The 20849-nt window shown below is 67.9% G+C and carries 21 protein-coding genes; 12 read left to right on the top strand and 9 right to left on the bottom strand.

What is annotated here, in order from left to right; translation table 11 throughout:
• Nucleotides 1-70 precede the first annotated feature (70 nt).
• Nucleotides 71-820, bottom strand: coding sequence for a low-specificity L-threonine aldolase (gene ltaE, locus NQ034_RS15310; RefSeq protein ID WP_257049904.1), 750 nt, complete (start codon nt 818-820; stop codon nt 71-73).
• 35 nt (nt 821-855) lie between these two features.
• Nucleotides 856-2106, bottom strand: coding sequence for a metal-dependent hydrolase family protein (locus NQ034_RS15305; RefSeq protein ID WP_257049903.1), 1251 nt, complete (start codon nt 2104-2106; stop codon nt 856-858).
• Between the two features lie 173 nt (nt 2107-2279).
• Here NQ034_RS15305 and NQ034_RS15300 point away from each other — a divergent pair, with 173 nt between their 5' ends.
• The 3 genes from NQ034_RS15300 to NQ034_RS15290 all read left to right on the top strand — a co-directional run bounded on the left by NQ034_RS15300 (nt 2280) and on the right by NQ034_RS15290 (nt 5634).
• Nucleotides 2280-2963 (top strand): SDR family oxidoreductase, encoded by a 684-nt coding sequence (locus NQ034_RS15300; RefSeq protein WP_257049902.1) that lies wholly within the window; start codon nt 2280-2282, stop codon nt 2961-2963.
• Nucleotides 2964-3187: 224 nt separating this feature from the next.
• A complete protein-coding gene (locus tag NQ034_RS15295) occupies nt 3188-4378 on the top strand; it encodes a Gfo/Idh/MocA family oxidoreductase (protein ID WP_257049901.1) in 1191 nt (396 codons plus the stop codon).
• Between the two features lie 53 nt (nt 4379-4431).
• A complete protein-coding gene (locus NQ034_RS15290; protein WP_257049900.1) occupies nt 4432-5634 on the top strand; it encodes an NAD(P)/FAD-dependent oxidoreductase in 1203 nt (400 codons plus the stop codon).
• A 74-nt stretch (nt 5635-5708) separates the two neighbouring features.
• Here NQ034_RS15290 and NQ034_RS15285 read toward each other — a convergent pair whose 3' ends face one another.
• The gene (locus tag NQ034_RS15285) at nt 5709-5972 is read right to left on the bottom strand and encodes a hypothetical protein (RefSeq protein WP_257049899.1); all 264 of its coding nucleotides are present in this window, start codon (nt 5970-5972) and stop codon (nt 5709-5711) included.
• Nucleotides 5973-6184: 212 nt separating this feature from the next.
• Between NQ034_RS15285 and NQ034_RS15280 the strand changes: the two genes are divergently transcribed.
• Both NQ034_RS15280 and NQ034_RS15275 read left to right on the top strand, forming a co-directional pair.
• Nucleotides 6185-6607, top strand: a complete 423-nt coding sequence (locus tag NQ034_RS15280; protein ID WP_257049898.1) for an organic hydroperoxide resistance protein — start codon at nt 6185-6187, stop codon at nt 6605-6607.
• Between the two features lie 135 nt (nt 6608-6742).
• Nucleotides 6743-7792 carry an isoaspartyl peptidase/L-asparaginase family protein gene (locus NQ034_RS15275; protein WP_257049897.1) on the top strand — a complete coding sequence of 350 codons (1050 nt, stop codon included), beginning with the start codon at nt 6743-6745 and terminating at the stop codon, nt 7790-7792.
• 146 nt (nt 7793-7938) lie between these two features.
• Here the strand turns inward: NQ034_RS15275 and NQ034_RS15270 are convergent, their stop codons facing one another.
• Complete coding sequence (locus NQ034_RS15270) at nt 7939-8685, bottom strand: hypothetical protein (protein WP_257049896.1); 747 nt, start codon at nt 8683-8685, stop codon at nt 7939-7941.
• A gap of 29 nt (nt 8686-8714) precedes the next feature.
• Nucleotides 8715-9443, bottom strand: a complete 729-nt coding sequence (locus NQ034_RS15265) for a DUF5058 family protein (RefSeq protein WP_257049895.1) — start codon at nt 9441-9443, stop codon at nt 8715-8717.
• A 152-nt stretch (nt 9444-9595) separates the two neighbouring features.
• Here NQ034_RS15265 and NQ034_RS15260 point away from each other — a divergent pair, with 152 nt between their 5' ends.
• Nucleotides 9596-10771, top strand: coding sequence for an ornithine cyclodeaminase family protein (locus tag NQ034_RS15260; protein ID WP_257049894.1), 1176 nt, complete (start codon nt 9596-9598; stop codon nt 10769-10771).
• Between the two features lie 110 nt (nt 10772-10881).
• Here the strand turns inward: NQ034_RS15260 and NQ034_RS15255 are convergent, their stop codons facing one another.
• Nucleotides 10882-12600 (bottom strand): FAD-binding protein, encoded by a 1719-nt coding sequence (locus NQ034_RS15255; RefSeq protein WP_257049905.1) that lies wholly within the window; start codon nt 12598-12600, stop codon nt 10882-10884.
• 159 nt (nt 12601-12759) lie between these two features.
• Between NQ034_RS15255 and NQ034_RS15250 the strand changes: the two genes are divergently transcribed.
• Entirely contained in the window at nt 12760-13758 is a 999-nt protein-coding gene (locus tag NQ034_RS15250) for a LysR family transcriptional regulator (RefSeq protein WP_257049893.1), read from the top strand.
• 9 nt (nt 13759-13767) lie between these two features.
• Nucleotides 13768-13941, top strand: coding sequence for a hypothetical protein (locus tag NQ034_RS15245; RefSeq protein ID WP_257049892.1), 174 nt, complete (start codon nt 13768-13770; stop codon nt 13939-13941).
• A gap of 81 nt (nt 13942-14022) precedes the next feature.
• Here NQ034_RS15245 and NQ034_RS15240 read toward each other — a convergent pair whose 3' ends face one another.
• Both NQ034_RS15240 and NQ034_RS15235 read right to left on the bottom strand, forming a co-directional pair.
• The gene (locus NQ034_RS15240) at nt 14023-15030 is read right to left on the bottom strand and encodes a cation diffusion facilitator family transporter (protein WP_257049891.1); all 1008 of its coding nucleotides are present in this window, start codon (nt 15028-15030) and stop codon (nt 14023-14025) included.
• Between the two features lie 128 nt (nt 15031-15158).
• Entirely contained in the window at nt 15159-15521 is a 363-nt protein-coding gene (locus NQ034_RS15235) for a hypothetical protein (protein WP_257049890.1), read from the bottom strand.
• A 101-nt stretch (nt 15522-15622) separates the two neighbouring features.
• Between NQ034_RS15235 and NQ034_RS15230 the strand changes: the two genes are divergently transcribed.
• Entirely contained in the window at nt 15623-16987 is a 1365-nt protein-coding gene (locus NQ034_RS15230; protein WP_257049889.1) for an alpha/beta hydrolase, read from the top strand.
• 14 nt (nt 16988-17001) lie between these two features.
• The gene (locus NQ034_RS15225) at nt 17002-17733 is read left to right on the top strand and encodes a hypothetical protein (protein WP_257049888.1); all 732 of its coding nucleotides are present in this window, start codon (nt 17002-17004) and stop codon (nt 17731-17733) included.
• Nucleotides 17734-17754: 21 nt separating this feature from the next.
• Here NQ034_RS15225 and NQ034_RS15220 read toward each other — a convergent pair whose 3' ends face one another.
• Nucleotides 17755-18696 (bottom strand): MetQ/NlpA family ABC transporter substrate-binding protein, encoded by a 942-nt coding sequence (locus tag NQ034_RS15220; RefSeq protein ID WP_257049887.1) that lies wholly within the window; start codon nt 18694-18696, stop codon nt 17755-17757.
• 223 nt (nt 18697-18919) lie between these two features.
• Here NQ034_RS15220 and NQ034_RS15215 point away from each other — a divergent pair, with 223 nt between their 5' ends.
• Both NQ034_RS15215 and NQ034_RS15210 read left to right on the top strand, forming a co-directional pair.
• Nucleotides 18920-20068, top strand: a complete 1149-nt coding sequence (locus NQ034_RS15215) for a methionine ABC transporter ATP-binding protein (RefSeq protein ID WP_257049886.1) — start codon at nt 18920-18922, stop codon at nt 20066-20068.
• Nucleotides 20065-20727, top strand: coding sequence for a methionine ABC transporter permease (locus tag NQ034_RS15210; RefSeq protein ID WP_257049885.1), 663 nt, complete (start codon nt 20065-20067; stop codon nt 20725-20727). Before NQ034_RS15215 ends, NQ034_RS15210 begins: the two co-directional genes overlap by 4 nt.
• The last annotated feature ends 122 nt before the right edge of the window (nt 20728-20849 follow it).

The following is a 20849-nucleotide window of genomic DNA, read 5'->3' as shown; positions in this document are numbered from 1 at the left end:
CGACCAACTGGTGGCACCGTGACGACGAACTACACGGTCAACCGGTCACCCCAGCACGCCCCAAACTGAGTCAAGCGGATTCCGGGAAAAATCTACCGAATCGCTTGACAAAGAACATAGGGACACCTCCCACCATCTTCCTGACCCGCCTGGCCCGCTCGATCAGGTCCCTGGGGCCGACCAGCAGCGAGCCGATCGGCGCGCCCAGTCCCTTGGACAGACACAGGGACACCGTGTCGAACCAGCCGGCGATCCACGCGGGGTCGCGCCCGGTGGCCACCGCAGCGTTCATCAGCCGAGCGCCGTCCAAATGGGTCGCCAGGCCGTGTGCGCGGGCCAGTTCGGTGGCCTGCTGCAGGTAGTCATCCGGCAGGGGGATGCCGTTGAAGGTGTCCTCCAGGGCCAACAGTCTGGTCATTGCATTGTGGAAGTCATCGGGCTTGATCGCAGCCGCGATGGCGTCGAGCGCGATGGTCCCGTCGGCCTCATTGGGCAGCGGTTGGGGCTGGATCGATCCGAGCACCGCACCGCCGCCGCCCTCGCTGCGGTAGACATGGGCCTGCTGGCCCGCGATGTACTCATCGCCTCGGCCGCAATGGGCCATCAACCCGGCCAGGTTCGACTGGGTCCCGCTGGGGAAGAACAGCGCCGCCTCCTTGCCCAGTCGCTCGGCTGCCAGCCGTTCGAGTGCCGAGGTGGTGGGGCAGTCGTCGTAGACCGCGTCGCCCACCTCGGCCGCCGACATGGCGGCGAGCATCTCGGGTGATGGACGGGTGACGGTATCGGATCGGAAGTCGCTGAGCGTGTGCTGCTGGTGCACTGTTTGGTTTTCCCTTCTGGTGGGGTCGGGCCGGGTCACCGGCGCTGGATTCCGTCCTGGTAGACCGCCGCGACCCGTTGCCGGATATCGCCTACACCCACCTGGGCCAGGTCGCCGTCGAACAGTACGATATCGGCGGCCAGCCCCGGTGCGATTCTGCCGACCCGGTCCTCGACGCGCAGGAGTGAAGCCGCGGTGGAAGTGGAGGCGGTCAGTGCGTCCTCGATGCTCATCCCGACGCCTGCCATAAGCTCGATCTCCTCGAGGTTCTGGCCGTGTGGGCCGACCCCGGCGTCGGTGCCCATCGCGATCTTGACGCCCGCCTCGTACGCCCGGGCGACGGCCTCGGCGTGGATCTGGGCGACGGTGCGGGCCTTGGCCACGGCGACCGGGGAGATCGGCATGCCCGCGTCCGCATTCTTGATCACGGCCAGGGGCGCCTGCAGGGTGGGGACCAGGTAGGCGTCATTGTCCAGGAACAGTTCGATCGTGGATTCGTCCAGATAGATGCCGTGTTCGATCGACCGGACGCCTGCGCGCAGGGCGTTGTTGATCCCCTGCGTGCCCTGGGCATGGGCCATGACATAGGTGCCCTGCGCCTCGGCCTCCTCGACGATGGTGCGGATCTCGTCATAGGTGAACTGGCTGTGCCGAGGGTCGTCGGAGGGGCTCATAACGCCTCCGGTGGAGCAGATCTTGATCTGATCGGCGCCGGCGCGCAGGATCTCCCTGGCCTTTTTGCGCACCCCGTCGACCCCATCGGCCACGGAGGTGGGCATGCCCGGATAACTCAGGCTGTTGGGCCCGGGGACGCCGGAGGGTGTGAGGCTGTCGCCGTGTCCACCGGTCTGACTCATCACGGTGATCGCCAAGCGCAGTTTGGGGCCCTCGATGTCGCCGCGCTCGAGGGCCAGGCGCAGGCCGGCATCCGCGTGCCCGGCGTCGCGGGCGAAAGTGACACCGCCGTGCAGTGTCGCCTTGAGGTTCACCACCGACTTGTAGAACGGGTAGGAGAAGGGCTCGGCGTACTTCATGAGGGAGCCGGCGTCCCACATCTTCACGTGCACGTGGGAGTCGATGATGCCCGGTGTCAGGGTCTTGCCGGTGGCGTCGACGACCGTGGGTGCGGGGGAGCTCTGTGCGGATTCCGCTGCCGCGGCGGTGCCGGCAGGGACAACCGAGGTGATGGTTCCGTCGGTGACGACGACGTCTTTGGCGCCGATGAAGGCCTGGCCATCGAAGACATGGGCTCCGGTGAAGATCTGGACGGTGTGGTCGGTGGTCATACGGGTCTCCTGAGCGCATTGCTTATGAGTGATGTGGCACACATAATGATACGTGTGCGGGGTGGCGGTGGCGCGTGCGGTCCGGCCATCGTGATGCGAGGATGGAAGGGCAGGGCGGACCAGCCGGCCTCGGCGCGACAGGGAGTACTCCAGCCGTGAATTCCAGGAAATCCATGAAAACAGCACTCGTTACAGGGGCCTCGCGGGGGATCGGGCGGGCCATCGTCGAAGACCTGGTGAGTGATCACGCGGTCTTCGGTGGGGCCTCGCGCCCGGTGGCGGAATCCGACCGGGTCACCGGGGTGGACTACTTCGCCTCCGATCTGGCCGCGCCTGCGGTCGACTTCTCCACCTTCCCTGACCCGGCCGCCATGCCCGATGGGCTCGACGTACTCGTCCAGTCGGCGGGAATTGCGATCCAGGATCGGCTGGAAAACCTCGACCGCGCGGCCTGGGAGAAATCCTTCGCCGTGAACGTGTTCGCCGTCGCCGAGATCACCCAGCGCTACCTCCCGGCATTGCGCAAAGCCCGCGGCACGATCGTGTTCATCAACTCCGGCTCCGGCCTCATGTCCTATCCGCGCGGCCTGCCCTACACCGCCACGAAGTTCGCCCTGCACACCCTGGCCGACTGCCTGCGTGAGGAACTGCGCGACGACGGCGTGCGCGTGGTCTCGGTGCACCCGGGCTTCGTTGACACGGACATGGGCAAGGCGGTGCGCGGTGGCGGCGGCCTGGACTACGATCCCGACTACTTCGTCAAGGCCGTCACCGTGGCCGAGGCGGTACGCGTGGCGGTCGACGCCGACCGTTCCGCGCAGTTTGAGACCATCACGGTACGTCCGGCCAAGAAATGAGGTCACACTCGATTGCACCCCGGGGCATCGAGAGTCCGGTTCATGTCGTCTGCAGGGCGGTGCTGGTGACATGAAGCGGACACTCGATGCAGGGGTCGTTCATCGAGTGTGAACGTTGACGCAGGTCACAGCGACCGCATAGCGTTAGGAGTGTTTGGGAACGCTCCCATGCCTCCCGCGCCTCCTATACCTCCCGCGACTCCAGTTTGAAAGGTGTTCCAACCATGCAGGCCAACTCCACCCACCCCTATCGTGTGGGCATTGTCGGGTTCGGGACCTCGGGCAGGGTGTTCCACGCTCCGTTCGTCCTGGAGCACCCGGCCTTCGAACTGGCGGGTGTAGTCACCCGTGATCCGGCCAAACGCGCTGACCTGGCGGAACTGGCCCCGCGGGCCGAGGCCTGCGATACGATCGAGGACCTGCTGGCGGCCCACGCTGCCTCCGACCTCGACTCCTCCAGTGCAGCCACCGGCCGGCGTTCTGGTCTGGACCTGCTGATCGTCGGCTCGCCCACGGGTCTGCACGCCGAACACGTGCGCCAGGCGATCGAGGCCGGCGTCACGACTCTGGTCGACAAGCCGATTGCGCCCACGGCGGCTGCAGCTCAGGAACTGTTCGACCTGGCCGATGCTCGCGGAGTCGGCCTGAGCGTCTACCAGAACCGCCGCTGCGACGACGACTTCCGTGCGATCAAGGCACTGGTGGACCACGCGGCCTTCGGGCGGGTCTACCGCTTCGAATCGCGTTTCGAATGGTTCAAACCCGCTCCCGGCAAGGGGTGGAAGGCCCGCACCACGGCGGCCGAGGGCGGTGGTCTGCTGCTGGACCTGGGCCCGCACTTGATCGACCAGGCCATTGAACTCTTCGGCTCGGTCGAACGCGTTGAATCGGTGCATCTGGACCGTCGTGCAGAAGGAGCCGTCGCAGAAGACGACGTGCGGCTGGATCTGGTCCACACCTCGGGCGTGGTCAGCGAACTGCGGATGAACGGGCTGGCGGCCGTCCCCGGCCAGCGCTTCCGGGTGCTGGGTACCTCGGGCGGCCTGGCCTCGGTCGGCCTGGACCCGCAGGAGCCCCTGCTCAAGTCCGGTATGCTGCCCGGCGACGCGCAGTACACCGACCCGAACGCGCCGGCCAGGACCCAGCGCACCGCCACGGTCTCCGGCACCGCCGTGGCCGAGGCCGCCCGGCTCGCCACCGCCGCCACCGGTCCTGACTCCACCGACCCTGCCGACAGCACAGTCGCCGGAATCGACGCCGCGCCGGTGGAGATCGCCCTGCCGGTGAGCACCTACCTGGACTTCTACGACCGGCTGGCCGCCTGGCTGGGCGGCACGGCGCCGGCGCCCGTGACCCGGGAGCAGGCCCTGGCGGTCATGGACGTCATCGAAGCGGCCCGCGCCGCAGCCAACTAAATAGCAGCCGCCACTAACCGAACAACGGCCCAGTGAAGAACAAGGAGCACCCCATGTCCGAACCCACCGCAGAACAGCCAGCCGTCGTCGTGATCGGCGCCGGCATCATCGGCGTCTCCACCGCCTACCATCTGGCCACCCGCCACCACCTGCAGGTCACCCTGGTGACCGACGGCAACCCGGTTTCGGGCGCCTCGGGCAGGTCGCTGTCCTGGCTGAACACGGCGGGCGCCACGAGCATCCGCACCCCCGAATACCATGGCCTGCGCCTGGCCGGGATGGAACGCTACCGGGCCCTGTCCGGCGACCCCGCCTCCGCCCGCTTCCTGCGCTTCGACGGCGGCTTCACCTGGGCCGACCCGGGCGAGTCCTTCAAAGCCCGGCACGCCGCCGAGGTCGACGTCGACTACCCCTCGGAATGGATCTACCAGGACCAGGTGGCCGAGCGCGTGCCCGGCGTCGCAGCCGACGTCGTCGCCCCCGAAGGCGGCATCCTCAACCCGAACGAGGGCTGGGTCGACCTGCCCGGCCTGGCCGCCTACCTGCTCCCGCGGTTCGTGGCCGCCGGCGGGCGGATCGTGGCCAATGCGGGCACCTGGAACGCCGAGGTCGCCGGCGGTCGCGTGACCGGCGCCCGGTCCTCACAGGGCCAGTTCATCCCGGCTGACCGGGTGCTCATCGCCACGGGTCCGTGGACCCCGGCACTGCTGGGCGAGCTGGGCGTGAACGTCCCGGACTCCACGCCCAAGTCGCTGCTCATCCAGGCTGCCCCCGCCGCTGCGCCGCACCCACTGCGCGCTGTGCTCAACACCCCGCGGGTGGCCCTGCGCCCAGCACCGAGCGGGCTGTTCGCGCTGGACTCGGACTGGGCGACGGCCGGGGTCGAGGTCGACGAGGCCGGCCGCTTCCACGTGGATCGGGCGGTGGCACTCGAACAGCTCGACGAGGCCAGGGCCGTGCTGGCGGGCAATCCGCGTCTGGAGATCGTGAACATCTGGGCGGGCATGAAGCCGGTGCCCGGCGACGGCGATCCGGTGCTGGGCCCGGTGCCAGGCATCGAGGGTCTGTCGGTCGCATTCACCCATTCGGGGGCGACCCTGGCGTTGATCGCCGGGGAACTGCTGGCCGGGGAACTGGCCACGGGCGTACCCGCGCAGCAGCTGGAGACGTTCCGGCTGTCGCGTTTCGCGCAGGGGCCGCAGGCCTCGGTGGCGTTCACCGGGCGCTCCGATGGGATCCGCAAGGTCAAGGGCTGAGCCGAACGCCGCCGGTAGCGGCGCACGCCTCCGGCTGAGCTGAGCTCCAAAGCGATCTGAGCTCTGCGGCACGGTCAGCGCAGGGCGTTGTGCCGGGCCCGCATGATCGCCCCGCACGACAACCACGACATGATGGCGACCGCAGAGACCGCCGATCCGATCGACAGCACAGATGCGAATGACCCGATGGAACCGATCGACAGGGCCGAACCGACGCTGCCGATGGACAGCACGGAGTTCTTCGACCCGATCGACAGAATCGATCCGGAGGACCGGATGGACAGGATCGACGGGGTGATGCCCTGGCACTTCTGCGTGTGCTGCGTTGCGTGGCTCATGAGGAGATGGTCCCATACGGAGGTTCGCCCGACCACCCCCTGCGGGAACTCGGCCGGCTGCGCGGCGGTCCGCGCGGCATCCCCCGCCGCCCTTGGCCACCCCCGCCCCGCCGCCCAGCGCACACATTCACCCGCTGTTCAGGCCGTGGTCAGGCTCCGGGAGGAGACTGGCGGTGTCCGATGGAAGATCCGACTCAGTAGAGGAGATACCCATGGAAGCCGCATACACAGTCGAGGCCCTGTCGACCGGTAATGGCAGGGACGGTCACGTCACCGCGATGGACGGAGCGCTGGAATTCGAGATGCGCACGCCCAAGGAAATGGGTGGCGCCGGTGGCGGAGTCAATCCGGAGGCCCTGTTCGCCTCGGGCTACGCCGCCTGTTTCCACAGTGCCCTGCGCATGGTGGGTGGGCAGGAGAAGGCGGATCTGGGCGATTCCACCGTGGGTGCCCGCGTGAGCATCGGCGACAACGGCCAGGGCGGGTTCCAGCTGGCCGTGGCCCTGGAGGTCGTCATTCCGAATCTGCCGCACGATCAGGCCCAGCGCCTGGCCGATGCCGCTCACCGGGTCTGCCCCTACTCCAATGCCACACGCGGCAATATCGAGGTCACGGTCACCGTCACCGACGACTGAGCATTGTCCTTATCGCCACACGGACCTGGATGTGAGTTCACGTTTTGAACTCACATCCAGGTTTTCGTTTTGACGGGATAACGCCGCTGCCGTCACGGCCCGCCCGACAGTGTCCCGCCTCATTAGACTGAACCCATGACGGAAACCACTGCGAACCCCGGTTCGAACCCCAGCCCCGCACCCACTTCGAATCCGGGGTCCGCCCCGGCCACAAACGCGGCCACAAGCGTGGATCCCACCAGCCAGTCGATGGACTCGGCAGCCGCAGTGCACCCGGTGGAGACCGCCTCCTTCGGCACCGATTCCGGCCCGCTGCTCATCATCCACGGCGGAGCCGGTGCCCGCCGAGCGCCCCTGTCCCCGGAAGACGCGGCAGCCGCCGAGGCCGGTCTGACCTCGGCCCTGGAAGCCGGGCAGGCCGTGCTGGCCGCAGGCGGTTCCGCACTCGACGCGGTACAGGCCGCGGTGATGGAACTGGAGAACGCCCCGCACTTCAACGCGGGCCGGGGTGCCGCGCTGACACTGGCCGGGCGGGCGGAGCTGGACTCGGCGATCATGGCCGGCGACGGTACGGCCGGGGCGGTGACCGCGGTGAAGAGCGCGAAGAACCCGGTGACGGCGGCGCGTGCGGTCAAGGAACGCACTCCGCACGTGCTCATCACGGCGCCCTCGGAGGAGTTGCTGGGCGAGTGGGGAGTGGAAACCGCGCCGGCGGAGTACTTCATCACCGAGAAGCGCCGGACCCAGCTGGCCGATTTCCTGGCCAAGCGCTCCGCCGGACAGACCCACGGCACGGTCGGAGCGGTGGCCCGCGATGCGGCCGGGCACGTGGCCGCGGCCACCAGCACCGGCGGGATCAGCGGGCAGATGGACGGGCGGATCGGCGATACCCCGATCCTGGGCGCGGGCACCTACGCCGACGACGCCTCGGTCGCGGTGTCGTGCACCGGCAAGGGCGAGTCGTTCATGCGCACGGTCGCCGCGCACTCGATCGCGACCCTGGTATCCCTGGCAGGCAGGCCCGTGGCCGAGGCCGCGGCCATCGCGTTGGACGGGGTCGCCGCCGCGGACGGTGACGGTGGCGTCATCGTGGTCCCTGCCACCGGTGCCGGGGTGATCGCCTACAACAGCGGCGATATGTACTACGGCGCGGCGACCGCGGACGGCCTGACCGTCCACCTCTGAGCCGGCTGCTCGCACACGGGCCGCCAGCGCATAAACACCACTCTGGCGCGGAAACCACCTGTTACAGCAGGTAGTTTCCGCGCCAGAGTGGTGTTTAGCGGATGCAGCGCCGCGAGCAGTCGTGCGCCGGCCGCCGGGCCCGGGCCTCAGTTGATGCCGGGACCGGAGAGCTCGTCCTCCATGTGCCCGGCCTCGTGCACCTTCTTATCGCGGGTGAACCAGGCGGCGAAGCACGTGATGATGACCGAGATGGCGATGGTGAAACCGGAGAAGAAAGCCGGCAGCAGCGGCATCAGGCCGAAGACGACCAGGGCCCCCACCACCAGGGCCGCGATCGTCACGCGCAGGTTCTTCGTCGTCACGATCAGCTGGACCAGCACTCCGCCCAGGATGGACGGCAGGATGTAGTTCTGGGCGACCTTGGTGATCTCCGGCGGGACAATGGAGACGACCCAGGAGCCCAGGATGCCGACGAACACCAGCATGAAGGACACGTGGATCACCGCTGCACCGCAGATCGCAGCGGTCGCCGCGAACTGGGCCTTGCGGGTGCCAGGAGTGGCCTTGATGGTCGACTGGGCGACGATCGCCGCCGGCAGCAGCTTGTTCGAGATATTGCCGATCATGAACGCCTGGTACATGCCGGCCGGCCCCAGGATCGGGAAATAGGTGATGGGCTCGACGACCCAGAACACCCCGAAGGCGGCGGCCGCGGCCAGGAAGCCCGCGATGATCTGGCCCCAGGAGACGTCCACATCGGTGAAGAACAGGACGTGGAAGGGGATATAGGTCGCGATCAGGAAGCCCGTGAACAGGGTGATATTGCCCCACACGTTCGTGGTGCGGGTGAAGTTCCGGTCCAGTGCCGACTTCTGCGTTGCTGAAATGCTCATGGTTCTTCAGTCCTTTCAGGCTGTGGTGCTCAGGCCGTGGCGATGCCGGCGGCGATGAGGGCGGCCATGATGGAGAAGCCCAACGCCCATTCGCGCAGCCAGGCCACCTCGAACTTCTTGGCGATGAGCAGGCAGATCGACATCACGATCGCGGATACGGCCACGGCCAGTAGATGCACCCCGGATTTCGGCAGTTCCTGCATGGTCAAAGTGGCGAATGCGGCGAGCAGTGCGGCTGAGGGAATGATCGCCATGAGTGCCGGATTGACCTTGGCGACCTTGTCCGAACCCTTCGACAGGATCGGGGTGAGGATCAGCGTGGCCAGCATCCAGCCGGCACCCGAGAGGCTCATGGCGAACAGGGCGACGGTGAACACATCGGCGTTCCAGCCCTCCCCGCCCAGGCCCGCGCCCATGGTGCCGGCGGCCGCGGTGGCCTCGGCGACCTCGGTCGCGGCTGAGCCGATCAGGCCGATGCGCACCAGCACCGGCGGTGTGCCGAACAGCGGCAGGATCGCGATCGAGACCAGTACGACGGCCAGCGACGGGCCGATCGCGGATACGGCTCCGGCGCGGAAGGCGGTATTGGCCTCCTTCTTCGTCATATCGGCGGCGGCGACGTTGCGCCGCACGGCCATCATGTAGATCGTGGACTGGATGATGATGACGGCGAATACCGCCATGGCCAGGACCCACAGGAAGGGCATATTGGCCAGCTGCAGAACGCCCGCGGTATCCGCGGATTGGGCAAGGGGCATGGAGAAGTCCTTTTGTGGAGTGGTGTGTGTCACCATTTCTACCATGAATGGGCGGTTTACGTGCTTGAAATCTGCCAGACGGACCATGGGTGTGGCACATTGGGATGAGATATAGGACACGTGACCGAAGCGGGGATTGAAATGGGGACGAAATGACGAGCAGCTCACCGAACCAGGCGAGCGAGGATGCGACCAGGCCGGACACGGCCATCGACTTCCTCTACCTGTCCGAGCCGGACATGATCCGCGCGGGCGTGACCGATATGCCGCGCTGCGTCGAGACCATGGAGGAGGTTCTGGCCCTACTGCACACCGGCGACTACCGGATGGCGGGGGACAACAACGACTCCCACGGCGCGCTGGTGCTCTTCCCCGCGGAATCCGAATTCCCCGATATGCCGCTGGCCACCCCGGACCGCCGCTTCATGGCGATGCCCGCCTACCTGGGCGGCTCCTTCGGCCAGGCCGGGGTCAAATGGTACGGCTCGAACATCGCCAACCGGGACAAGGGCCTGCCGCGCTCCATCCACACCTTCACGCTCAACGACGCGGACACCGGTGCGCCCCTGGCCATCATGTCCGCGAACCTGCTGTCGGCCTACCGCACCGGGGCGATCCCCGGCGTGGGCGCCAAGTACTTCGCGCCCGAGGACGCGAAGGTGGTGGGCATCCAGGGGCCGGGCACCATGGCGAAGACCTCCCTGGCGGCATTCATGGCGGTGCGCCCCGGGATCGAGACGGTCAAGGTCCTGGGCCGGGGCCGCGCCAGCCTGGACGCCTTCACCGCCTGGGTCGCCCGGCACTTCCCACAGCTGCTCGTCGAGGAGGTCGACAGCCTCGAGGCCGTGGTCCGCGACAGCGATATCGTCACCTTCTGCGCCTCGGGCGTGCCGAACGATCCCGCCCAGTACCCCACCGTCGAACGGGCCTGGGTCAAGCCGGGGGCCTTCCTGTCCATGCCGGCGGCGGTCAATATCGATGCGGGGATGGAAGCGCCCGAGGTCCGCAAGGTCGTCGACAACTACGGACTCTACGAGGCCTGGGCGGATGAGAACCCCGCGCCCACCCACCGCTACATTCCGATCCTGGGCTGCCGCTTCACCGACCTGGTGGCCGAGGGCAAGCTGGCGCGGACCGATATCGAGGACATGGGCGCGGTCGTCACCGGTCAGGCACCGGGCCGGAAGTCCGCAGAGGAGATCGTGCTGTACTCGGTGGGCGGCATGCCCGTCGAGGACGTCGCCTGGGCCTCGGTGGTCTACCGCAATGCGATCGAACAGGGCATCGGCGTGCAGCTGAACCTGTGGGACACCCCGGAACTGGCCTGAGCACCCACCCCAACCCAAAGTTCCACTACAACCTGAATTGTCGAATCTCAGCGTGAAACCGTGATTTTTCGACAATTCAGGTTGTAGTGGAACTCAAGAGGAGGGGGCGGTTACTCCACCAGTTTGCCCTTGGGGGAGTCGTCCATGTCCTCGGCGGCCAGGCGGGCGATTTCCTCATCCGGTTCCGGCAGGGTCTCGAAGCTCACCCCGCCGTCCGGGGTCCAGATGAAGTTGCCCTTGAGTGCGGGGTCCATCTCCGGGTAGTCGGAGCGGTTGTGGCAGCCGCGGGTCTCACGGCGCTCGATTGCGCACTCCAGGGTGGCGCGTGCAGCCAGTAGTGAGCCCTTGAGGTCGAAAGCATGGGCCAGATCGTCGAAGCCCGCGATGTCCGGATGCGCGGACACGTGCTTCTCGCGCTCGGCGATGTCGGTCAGTTTCGCCAGGCCCTCGCGCAGGCTCTCCTCGGAGCGGACCACGCCGGCGTGCTCGGTCATCAGATCGCGGATCTCGCGCTGCAGCTTGCGCGCGGACTCCGTGCCGGTGGACTCCAGCAGGGCGGCCATCTCCGCCCTGGCCTCGTCCACTGCGGCCAGATCGCGGGTCACGTTCAGGTTGTTCAGTGCGTACTCCGCTGCTGCCTCGCCGGTGATGCGCCCGTAGACCAGCAGTTCGATCAGCGAGTTCCCGCCCAGCCGGTTCGCGCCGTGTACCCCGGAGGAGGCCTCGCCGATCGCGTAGAGGCCGTCGACTCCGGTGGAGTGTTCCTCGGCGGTGACCCAGACGCCGCCCATCGAATAGTGCGCAGTCGGTGCGATTTCGATCTTGGTCGTCGTGATGTCGAGCATCTGCAGGTCGATCATCGTCCGGTAGACGCGCGGCAGCTTCTCCATGATGACCTCGCGCGGCAGGTGCGAGACGTCCAGGTAGACGCCGCCGTTGGCCGTTCCGCGGCCCTCGGCGATCTCCGTGTACCCGGCCAGGGCCACCCGGTCGCGGGTGGACAGCTCCATGCGCTCGGGGTCGTACTTGGACATATAGCGTTCGCCCAGCGCGTTCGTCAGGATCCCGCCCTCGCCGCGCGCGGCCTCGGAGACCAGGGTGCCGGCCGCGTCCTCGGGTTCCAGAATGCCCGAGGGGTGGAACTGCACGAGCTCGGCGTCGCGGATCTTGCCGCCGGCCAGGGCCGCCAGGCGGAACGAGTCGCCGGTGTTCTCATCGCGGCGGCTCGAGGTGCGCCGCCAGATCCGGTTGTGGCCGCCGGCTGCCAGGATGACGGCATCGGCGTGGATCTGCACGGGGGTACCGTCGACCACGTCGAAGCCGTAGGCGCCGAAGATCTTGCCGTCGGCGGTCAACAGCCGGGTGATGTAGACGGTGTCGATGATCGGCACATCGAGTTCGGCCGCGCGGTGCATCAGGGTGCGCTGGATCTCCAGGCCCGTGTAGTCACCGGCATAGCAGGTGCGGCGGTACTTGTGCGCCCCGAAGAAGCGCTGGCTGATCCGGCCGTCTTCCTCGCGGGCGAACGGCATGCCCCAGCGCTCCAGGTCGTCGATGCCACGGGCGGCGTTCTTGGTGACGACCTCGACGATCCGCGGGTCGGCCAGGAAATAGGATTCGCGCAGGGTGTCCGCGGCGTGCTGCTGCCAGGTGTCCTCCGGGTCCATGGTGGCAAGTGCCGCGTTGATGCCGCCGGCTGCCAGGGTGGTGTGCGCATCGTGCTTGCGCCGCTTGCCGACGGCCAGCACCTGGATGCCGCGTTCGGCCAATTCGATGGCCGCGCGCAGACCTGCGCCGCCGGTTCCGATGACCAGCACGCCGGTGGTCATGAGGCGCTCGCCACCGGTGGCGGGTCCGTTGTGGTGGGTGGTGTGAGGGGCGCTGTGGGATGTGCTCTGTGAGGCTGCATTCGTCATATGGGCAACCATAGTTAGGTTAGGCTGTATTCTGCCAATGATTTTTTTCTATGGAGTCCATTCGGGGGACGCATGAATATTTCCCACCTGCAGACGTTCCTGTCGATCGCCCGGCTGGGTAATTTCACCCGCGCGGCCGAGGAGCTCGTGACCACCCAGCCGACCATCACCCGGCAGGTGGCCGCGCTGGAGCGCGACCTCGGCGCTCCGCTGTTCGAGCGCGACCATGCCGGCGCGCGACTGACGGCCGCCGGCGTCGAGCTGCTGCCGATCGCCACCCGGATGATCGCCGACGCGGACACCGCGCGCCTGACGATCGCGGAACTGGCCGGGCTGAGCCGTGGCCGCGTGCGCCTGGGCGCCCCGCCCACCCTGTGCGTGTCCCTGGTCGCCGAGGTCCTGGCCGGCTTCCGCGCCCGCCATCCGGGGGTGGATCTGGAGATCATGGAGGCCGGCTCCCACGTCCTGTCGGAGCGGCTCGAGTCGGGGGAGCTGGACCTGGCGCTCATCGTCACCCGGGAGGGCGCCGGCGCGCGCGGGGAGACCGGTGGTCCCGGCGCAGGAGGAGCCAAGCCGGGCGCGGCCTCGACGCAGGTGGAACTGACCCCGCTGTTGCACGAGCGGCTGGTGGTCATCGGCCACCGCGCGCTGCCGGAGGAGTTGTCCCTGGCACAAGTGGCGGCCCTGCCCCAGGTCGCCTTCTCCCGCGGCTACGATCTGCGTCAGGCCACCGATGCGGCCTTCGCCGCGGCGGGCCTGGTGCCCCGGATCGCCGTCGAGGGGGCCGAGATGGACGCAGTGCTGCGCTTCGTGGCGCGCGGGCTGGGGATCGCGGTGGTCCCGGCGATGGTGGTCGCCGGCCACCCCGAACTGCACCACGCCAGGGTCGTCGACCCGCCGCTGGAGCGCACCGTGAACCTGGGCGCACGCGCCGGCGTGGGCACGGGGTTCGCGGCGTCCGCGATGCACGATTTCGTCCTCGCCGAGGTCGCGGCCCTGGCCGGCGCCGAGGCCCGGGCGGGCGGCATGGTCACGGTCCTGGCCGAGGCGCCGCTCAGCTTCGCCCCGTAGGCTGGTGGCATGAAGAACCTGTGGAGCATCATCGGCGCGATCCTGGCCCTCGTCATCGCCTGGTGGCTGGTGGGCGCGATCTTCTCGCTCATGCGCCTGGCCTTCAAGGGCGTGATCGTGGTGGGCGTGGCGGTGATCGTCTACTTCCTGATCCGTGCGCTGTTCACCTCGAACAAACGGTAGGGCGGTTGCGCGGGACGCGCAGTGTGCGAACCCGCCTGGGCCGGGTGGCGCCAGCGCGAGGCCCTGCGTGGGTCCGCGCCCTCACTGCCCGTGTTTGAGGTTCTCCTCCCTGGCGCCGCGGACGCTGTCGAACTGGATCGTCGTGTGTTCGATGGCCAGCGGGAAGTGCTCCTTGAGGCAGTCCTGGATCCGGGCCAGGATCTCCAGGGTGCTGCCGTCGTGGAAGCAGTCGTTGCGCAGCGTGACGTGGGCGGACAGGACCGGCAGGGACGAGCCCACCCGCGTCAGGTGGACGTCGTGGACGGCCGTCACCTGGTCGATGCCCTCGATATGGGCGACGATCTCGCGCAGGTCGAGCTCCGGTGGGGCCTCTTCGACGAGGATGCCGTAGACCCGGCGCAGCAGCGCCCAGGCGCGGGGCACGATGACGATGGCGATGAGCAGACCGGCCAGGGAATCCGCGTACTCCCAGCCGGTGGACCAGACGATGATGGCCGAGACGATGACGGCCACCGATCCCAGGCCGTCGGCCATCACCTCGAGGAAGGCCGCGCGCAGGTTGAGGCTGCCGTCCCTGGCGCCGAACAGCACCAGGGCGCTGACGATATTGGCCAGCAGGCCCACGATCCCCACGACGAGCACTCCCTGTGAGTGCACCTCGGCGGGGTGGAACAGGCGGGATATGCCCTCGTAGACGCCGTAGAGGCCCACCATCATGAGCAGGGTGGCCTGGGCGCCGGCGACGAGGACCTCGACCCTGGCCCAGCCCCAGGTGTGGGTGTCGGTGCGCGGGCGGCGCACGATGTTCGCGGCGAACACCGCCATGCCCAGGCCGATGACGTCGGCGGCCATGTGACCGGCGTCGGTCAGTAGGGCCAGGGAGCCGGAGACGAGGCCGGTGACCAGTTCGGCCAGGAAGACAAGTGCCGTGACGGAGAAGGCGATGAGCAGCCGGACGTGCGAGGTCGCGCCGCCGGGACCGTGTGGGCCGCCGTGATCGTGGCCCAGTCCGCCGTGACCGGGTGCGCCGTGACCGGGGGCACCGGTGCCGGCCCCCTCGTTTTCGGGCTGGGGATCGTGTTCGTGCATGCCGCCTCCCTTTCGAGCCGTGGAGCGGGATGTGGACCCGCGTGATATGCACGTATCAGTATGTAATTATATGTTCGGCGTCGAGCCTGTGGATATGAAGCGCGTCACTGCTGCAGTGCTGTGCGCGGTTACAGTGCCGCGCGTGCCTTCTCGATCAGGTCCTCCCAGACCTTCCGCTTGTCCAGCAGGATCCGGTAGGGCTTGTCAGCACTGCTTGCACCGCCGGCGTCCTGGTGGATGAGCAGGGCATTGGCCACCAGGGGGATGAAGCCGAATGCCTTGGTCGTGGCGTGTTCGACCGCGGTGATCCGCCGCAGCGGGATCTCGACGACCGGGTTCGACTTCGCCTTGTAGACGTGTGGCGTGAAGTGCAGGCGCTGGTTCGTCAGCACCAGGTCGCCGGCGGAATGGTCGATCCCGCGCTGCACGTTTGCCCGGCCGGAGTGCAGGATCGTTTCGCCGGGGCGCAAGGTGAATGCTTCTTTGTCCATGGTGGCAACAAGCCTAACAAGCTCCTGGCCCGTCCACGTCCAATAGGGTAGGGTGACCTTAGTACTGTCGTCTGCGCCGTCTGGGCGTCACAAGGAGTTCCATGATCGAGGTCCCCGCCGCGGCCCATCCCAATGCCGCAGTGCGCGCCCTGGCGGATGGGCTGATGAGCCCATACGACTTCCGTGCCCACCTGCGGGAGGTCGGCACCCCGCTGATCGACCCCGTCAAGGACCCTGACCCGGCGGCGCGCATCGCCGCGGGCCAAGCGCAGCTGGTCAACGTCACCTTCGTGCGCGATCTGGCGGTGCCGCACTCCGATACCCCGGCCAAGGTGCGCAGTCGCGCGGTGGACCCGGGGACCCGGGCGGCCTCGGGTCAGACCCAGACGACCGTGATGACCCTGATCGACCGCGCCCTGCCGGCCCGCGGGGTGTTCACCGACATTCCCGGAACCGAACTGCGGGTGCAGACCATCACGATGCCCGCGGACCTGAGATTCACCTATGCGCTCATCGACCTGGCCGATGATGGCAGCGCCTGGCTGGCCGACGACGTTTACAACAGGGTGGCCCAGATCGGCGATCCGAAGCTGGGCCGCCATATCGCGGAGCTGCCGCAGGCCCTGACCTTCGAGCCCGTGGTCCGGCAGGCGCTGGAGCAGGTCCGCACGGACGTTGAGACCGGCGCGCCGGTGGCCCCACGCCTGGAGGAGGTGACCTTCGACAGTCGGATCCTGGGTAATTCCCGGTCCGTCTGGGTCTCCCCGCCGCCGCCGGAGTACGTGGGGCCCCATCCCTACTTACTGCTGTTCGACGGGATCCCCGATCATTCCGCACCGCGCTTGCGCGATGCGCTGTTGGCCGCGGAGCTGATCAGGCCGGTGACCATCGTGTTGGTCGACGAGGCCGGACTGCGCGACAGCGAACTGACCGCCAACGATTCCTTCACCCGGGCCCTGGCGGAGGAACTGCTTCCACTGCTGCGCGAGCGCTTCGACCTGTCGACCGACCCCGCCGATGCCGCGCTCAGTGGGAAGAGCCTGGGCGGCCTGTGTGCGGCCGTCACGGCCCTGGACCGCCCCGATCTGTTCGGCAATGCGATCATGCACTCGCCCTCGGCCTGGTATCAGCGCCAGGCGGAGCTGCTGCCCGGCGTGCCGCGGGCCCAGCACGGCCAGGGCGCGGGGCAGGGCGAGCCCGAACTGTTCCTGGTCGAACGGTTCCGGCGCGCCGGCACCGAGGCCGCGGCCGGCGCCGCGCGGGTGCGGGTCTACCAGGAATGCGGGGACCTGGAACTGGGCCCGCCACCGGCCCACGCGTGGCAGATCCTGGCCAACCGCTGGCTGCACCAGACCATCGTCGCCGCCGGGTTCGAGACCGAATACCACGAGTTCCGCGGTGGGCACGACGCCGCCTGGTGGGACGGGACCAGGGCGCGGACGCTCATCTGGGCCTTCGGGGTCTGAGGGGACGTTCCACAGTGTTCTATGGCGTATCTCCGGCCGAGGAGATCCCGGATGACTTCGTGCGCGCGATGACCGAACGCGTGGCGGTGGGCGCGCTCATCGCCGAGCGCGCCCGCTTTCTCATCATCGAACACCGCAGGGTGCAGCCGCGGGCCCACGTCCGTGATCTGTTCCCCGAACTCTTCGCGGCAGCGCCCCCGGACTGGCACCACCACATCAGGGAATTCCTCGAGGACTACGGCTGTGGGCTCGAACCGACCAGGACCGATGCCGGTCAGGCCGCGAGCTTCGCCAGGGCGCGGGTCTGGCAGTCCTTCGAGACCTGCCGTGCCGGCTGCGATGCCTGCGTGTTCCGGCCGGATCCCGAACTCAACCGGGCCAGGCTGGAACTGCGGCCGGCCGGTTTCACCGAGCTGCGCACCGCCTTCCGCGATGCCACGGTCAAGCGTCGCCCGTTGAGCAATCCGTGGGCCGACGCGCTCGACGCGATCGCCCACGGTCAGGCCAAGCGCGGGGAGGCGACGTTTGCCTGGGTGCGGGACTTCTCCCGGCACCTGCGTACCGCCTACCCCCAGGCCTCGGCCCCGGAACTGCGCACGCAGCGTGGCCGGGTACAGGCTGCCGGCGGGGCCAAATGGACTCCGGCCGGGCGGATCCTGGACCGGGTGGCCGAGGTCGTGCGCGAGAGCTCGGGCGATGTCCGGATCGCGGAGTACCGGCTGCGCGACCACCTCGACCCCCGCTGAACTCCCGCCGAGGCGGGTGCCTCAGCCCTGCTTGGCGACCTCTTCCTCGTGGTCGAGCAGCTTCTGGAGCTTCTCCTGGGTCCAGTCGGCCTTGAACTCGAGCGCCCCGCCGTTGAGCTTGCGCACGGATTCCTCGATCTCGGGCGAATGGTAGGCGTCGGTGATCTTCTTCCAGCGCTCATCGTCCTTGTTCTCGGCCTTGACGACGAAGGCGTTGATATAGGCGTCGCCCACGTGCGAGCCCAGATCCTCCTGGTAGATGATCTGATCGGAGGTCAGCCCGCCCTTCTGCGCTTGGGTGTTGTTCACGACCGCGGCATCCGCGCCGCCGGCCAGGGCGTTGACGGTCTGATTGGTGTCGACCGGCTTGATCTTCAGGCTGCTCGATTCGATCTGTGCAGGGGTGGACAGGGAATTACCGCCACCCTTGAGCTTGAGCAGGCCCGCCGCCTGCAGGTTCAGCAGGGCTCTGGCCTGGTTGGTGGGGTTGCTGGGCAGGGCGATCGTCGCGTCCTTGGGCAGCTGGTCCAGGTTGCTGTACTTCTTCGAGTACAACGGCAGCGGGTAGACCGCGGTCGCGCCCACCGGGACCAGGTCCCCGCCGTTCTTGACGTTGAACTGGGACAGGAAGGCGATGTGCTGGAACAGGTTGATGTCGACGTCGCCGTTCTGTGTGGCGTTGTTGATCTGCACCCCGTCGGTGAAGTTCTTCACCTCCAGGTCGATGCCCTCGTCCTTGAGCTTGGACTTGAGCAGCTGGAAGTACTCCTCCGTGCCCGAATCCGTGCCGATGACGACCTTCGAATCGTCATTGGCCTTCGCCGCGCCACCGCAGGCGCTCAATGCCAGGGCCAGGCCCGCGGCCACTGTGCCCAGGGCCAGGCGTACGGGTGTCCGCTTCTTGCCGCGGGGCTGCGCGTGGGACTGAGTCGGGGAGGTCGTGTGGTTCTTGCGGATGCTCATAGCGGATCTCGTTTCGGTAGGTGCTTGGACGGCTGTTCTGGGACTGGACACTATGCCGATGCGGGGATAATTCGGACCGGGCTGTCATAAAAGTCAGGGTGGGGTGCCGGGCGTGACGAAGTGTTGCGCCAGGTGTTCGAAAATGACGTCCGATGACGCGCTGTGATCTCGTATATGACGGTGAAGGCCCAGGTCAGAGTGTTGATCTGCCTACGGTGTGGCCATGAACAGTGTCACTCGAGAACCCCATATCCGGTTCGTGGACGTGGAGAAGGTCTATCCGGCGCGCAAAGCCGCGAAGCAGCCAGAGGTGCGTGCAGTCGACGGCATCAGCCTCGACGTGCCGCGGGGATCGGTGCTGGGCATCGTCGGGTACTCCGGCGCGGGCAAGTCCAGCCTGGTCCGTCTCATCAACGCCCTTGAGCGGCCCACCGCCGGACAGGTGATCGTCGACGGGACGGACCTGACCACGCTCACGGAGAACCAGCTGGGTCCTGTGCGCTCGCGCATCGGCATGGTCTTCCAGCACTTCAACCTGTTCTCCTCGCGCACGGTGGCCGACAATGTCGCCTATCCGCTGCGCGTGGCGGGCGTGCCGAAGGCGAAGATCAAGGAGCGGGTGGCCGAACTGCTGCAGTTCGTGGGCCTGTCCGACCGTGCCAGGATGCGCCCCGGCCAGCTGTCCGGCGGGCAGAAACAGCGGGTGGGCATCGCCAGGGCACTGGCCAATCAGCCCGACATCCTGCTGGCAGACGAGGCGACCAGCGCCCTCGACCCTGACACCACGACCGAGGTTCTGGCCCTGCTGCGGGAGATCAACCGCCGCTTCGGCACCACGATCGTCGTCATCACCCACGAGATGGCGGTGGTGAAGGACCTGTGCACCGATGTGGCGATCCTGCAGGCCGGTCGGGTCGTGGAATCGGGCCCCACCTACCGGGTCTTCGCCGATCCACAGGCCGAGGTCACCAAGCGCTTCGTGTCCACGGCGATCCCCTCGGTGCCCACGGGGGAGTCGCTGCAGCGGCTGCGCGCGAACCACCACGGCCGGCTGCTGGCCGTGCGGATCACCGACCGGCTGTCCTCGGACGCCACGGGCCGGCTGTTCCAGAAATACGACGTCGAGTACGGACTGGTCTTCGGCGGGCTGACCGAGGTCAGCGACTCCACCGTGGGCACGCTCGTCTTCGAACTGACCGGTGGGCCCGCGGACATCGCGGCCGCCGCCGCGGACATCGGCGCGCGCGCCCAGGTCGAATTCCTCGACGGGGCAGAGGCCGGGCCGCCCGCCGGCGAGGGCGGGCCCGCAAGCGCGGCAGGGACCTCGGCCACAGCCGAACCGAAGCCCGAGACGAACGGAGAGACACGATGAAAACCGACTGGTCACTGCTGAGCCCCGTGCTACTGGAATCGCTGGGGCAGACCTTCATCATGGTGCTCGTGACGATCATCGCCTCGGGCATTGTGGGCCTGCTGATCGGCGCGGCCCTCTACGCCACCCGGCCCGGCAATCTGCTGGAACAGCCGGTGGTCTTCCAGATCCTGAATTTCCTGGTCAACATCATCCGCCCCATCCCCTTCATCATCTTCATCACCGCGGTGGGGCCGCTGACCATGCTGGTGGTCGGCACGACCATCGGCACCTCCGCGGCGATCGTGCCGATGGTGCTCATGGCCTCGGTGGTGATCGGCCGGGTGGTCGAACAGAACCTGGTGGCGGTGGACCCCGGGATCGTCGAGGCCGCGCGCGCCTGCGGGGCCGGTCGACTGCGCACACTGTTCGGCGTGGTGGTGCCCGAGGCCCTGGCTCCGCTGATCCTGGGCTACACCTTCATGCTCATCGCGGTGGTCGACATGTCCGCGATGGTCGGCGTCGTGGGCGGCGGCGGAATCGGCGATTTCGCGATCACCTACGGCTACCAGCAGTTCGACTGGCAGGTCACCCTGGTCACGGTGGTCATCATCATCGTGCTGGTCCAGCTGGCGCAGTTCGTGGGCAACAAACTGGCCAGCTGGGTGCTGCACCGGTAGGCGGCGCGGGGCCGCGAGTTGTGAGTCCGTCGTGGTCCCGGTTCTGAGTCGTGGTTTCCCGTGAGTCCGTCGTGGTTCCGGCTTGGGATCGTCGTTGTGAAGGGACGACTCCAAGCCGGAAC

The organism is Brevibacterium moorei (assembly GCF_024580735.1).
Taxonomy (GTDB): Bacteria; Actinomycetota; Actinomycetes; order Actinomycetales; family Brevibacteriaceae; genus Brevibacterium; species Brevibacterium moorei.
This window is presented reverse-complemented; position numbering and strand designations above follow the sequence as displayed.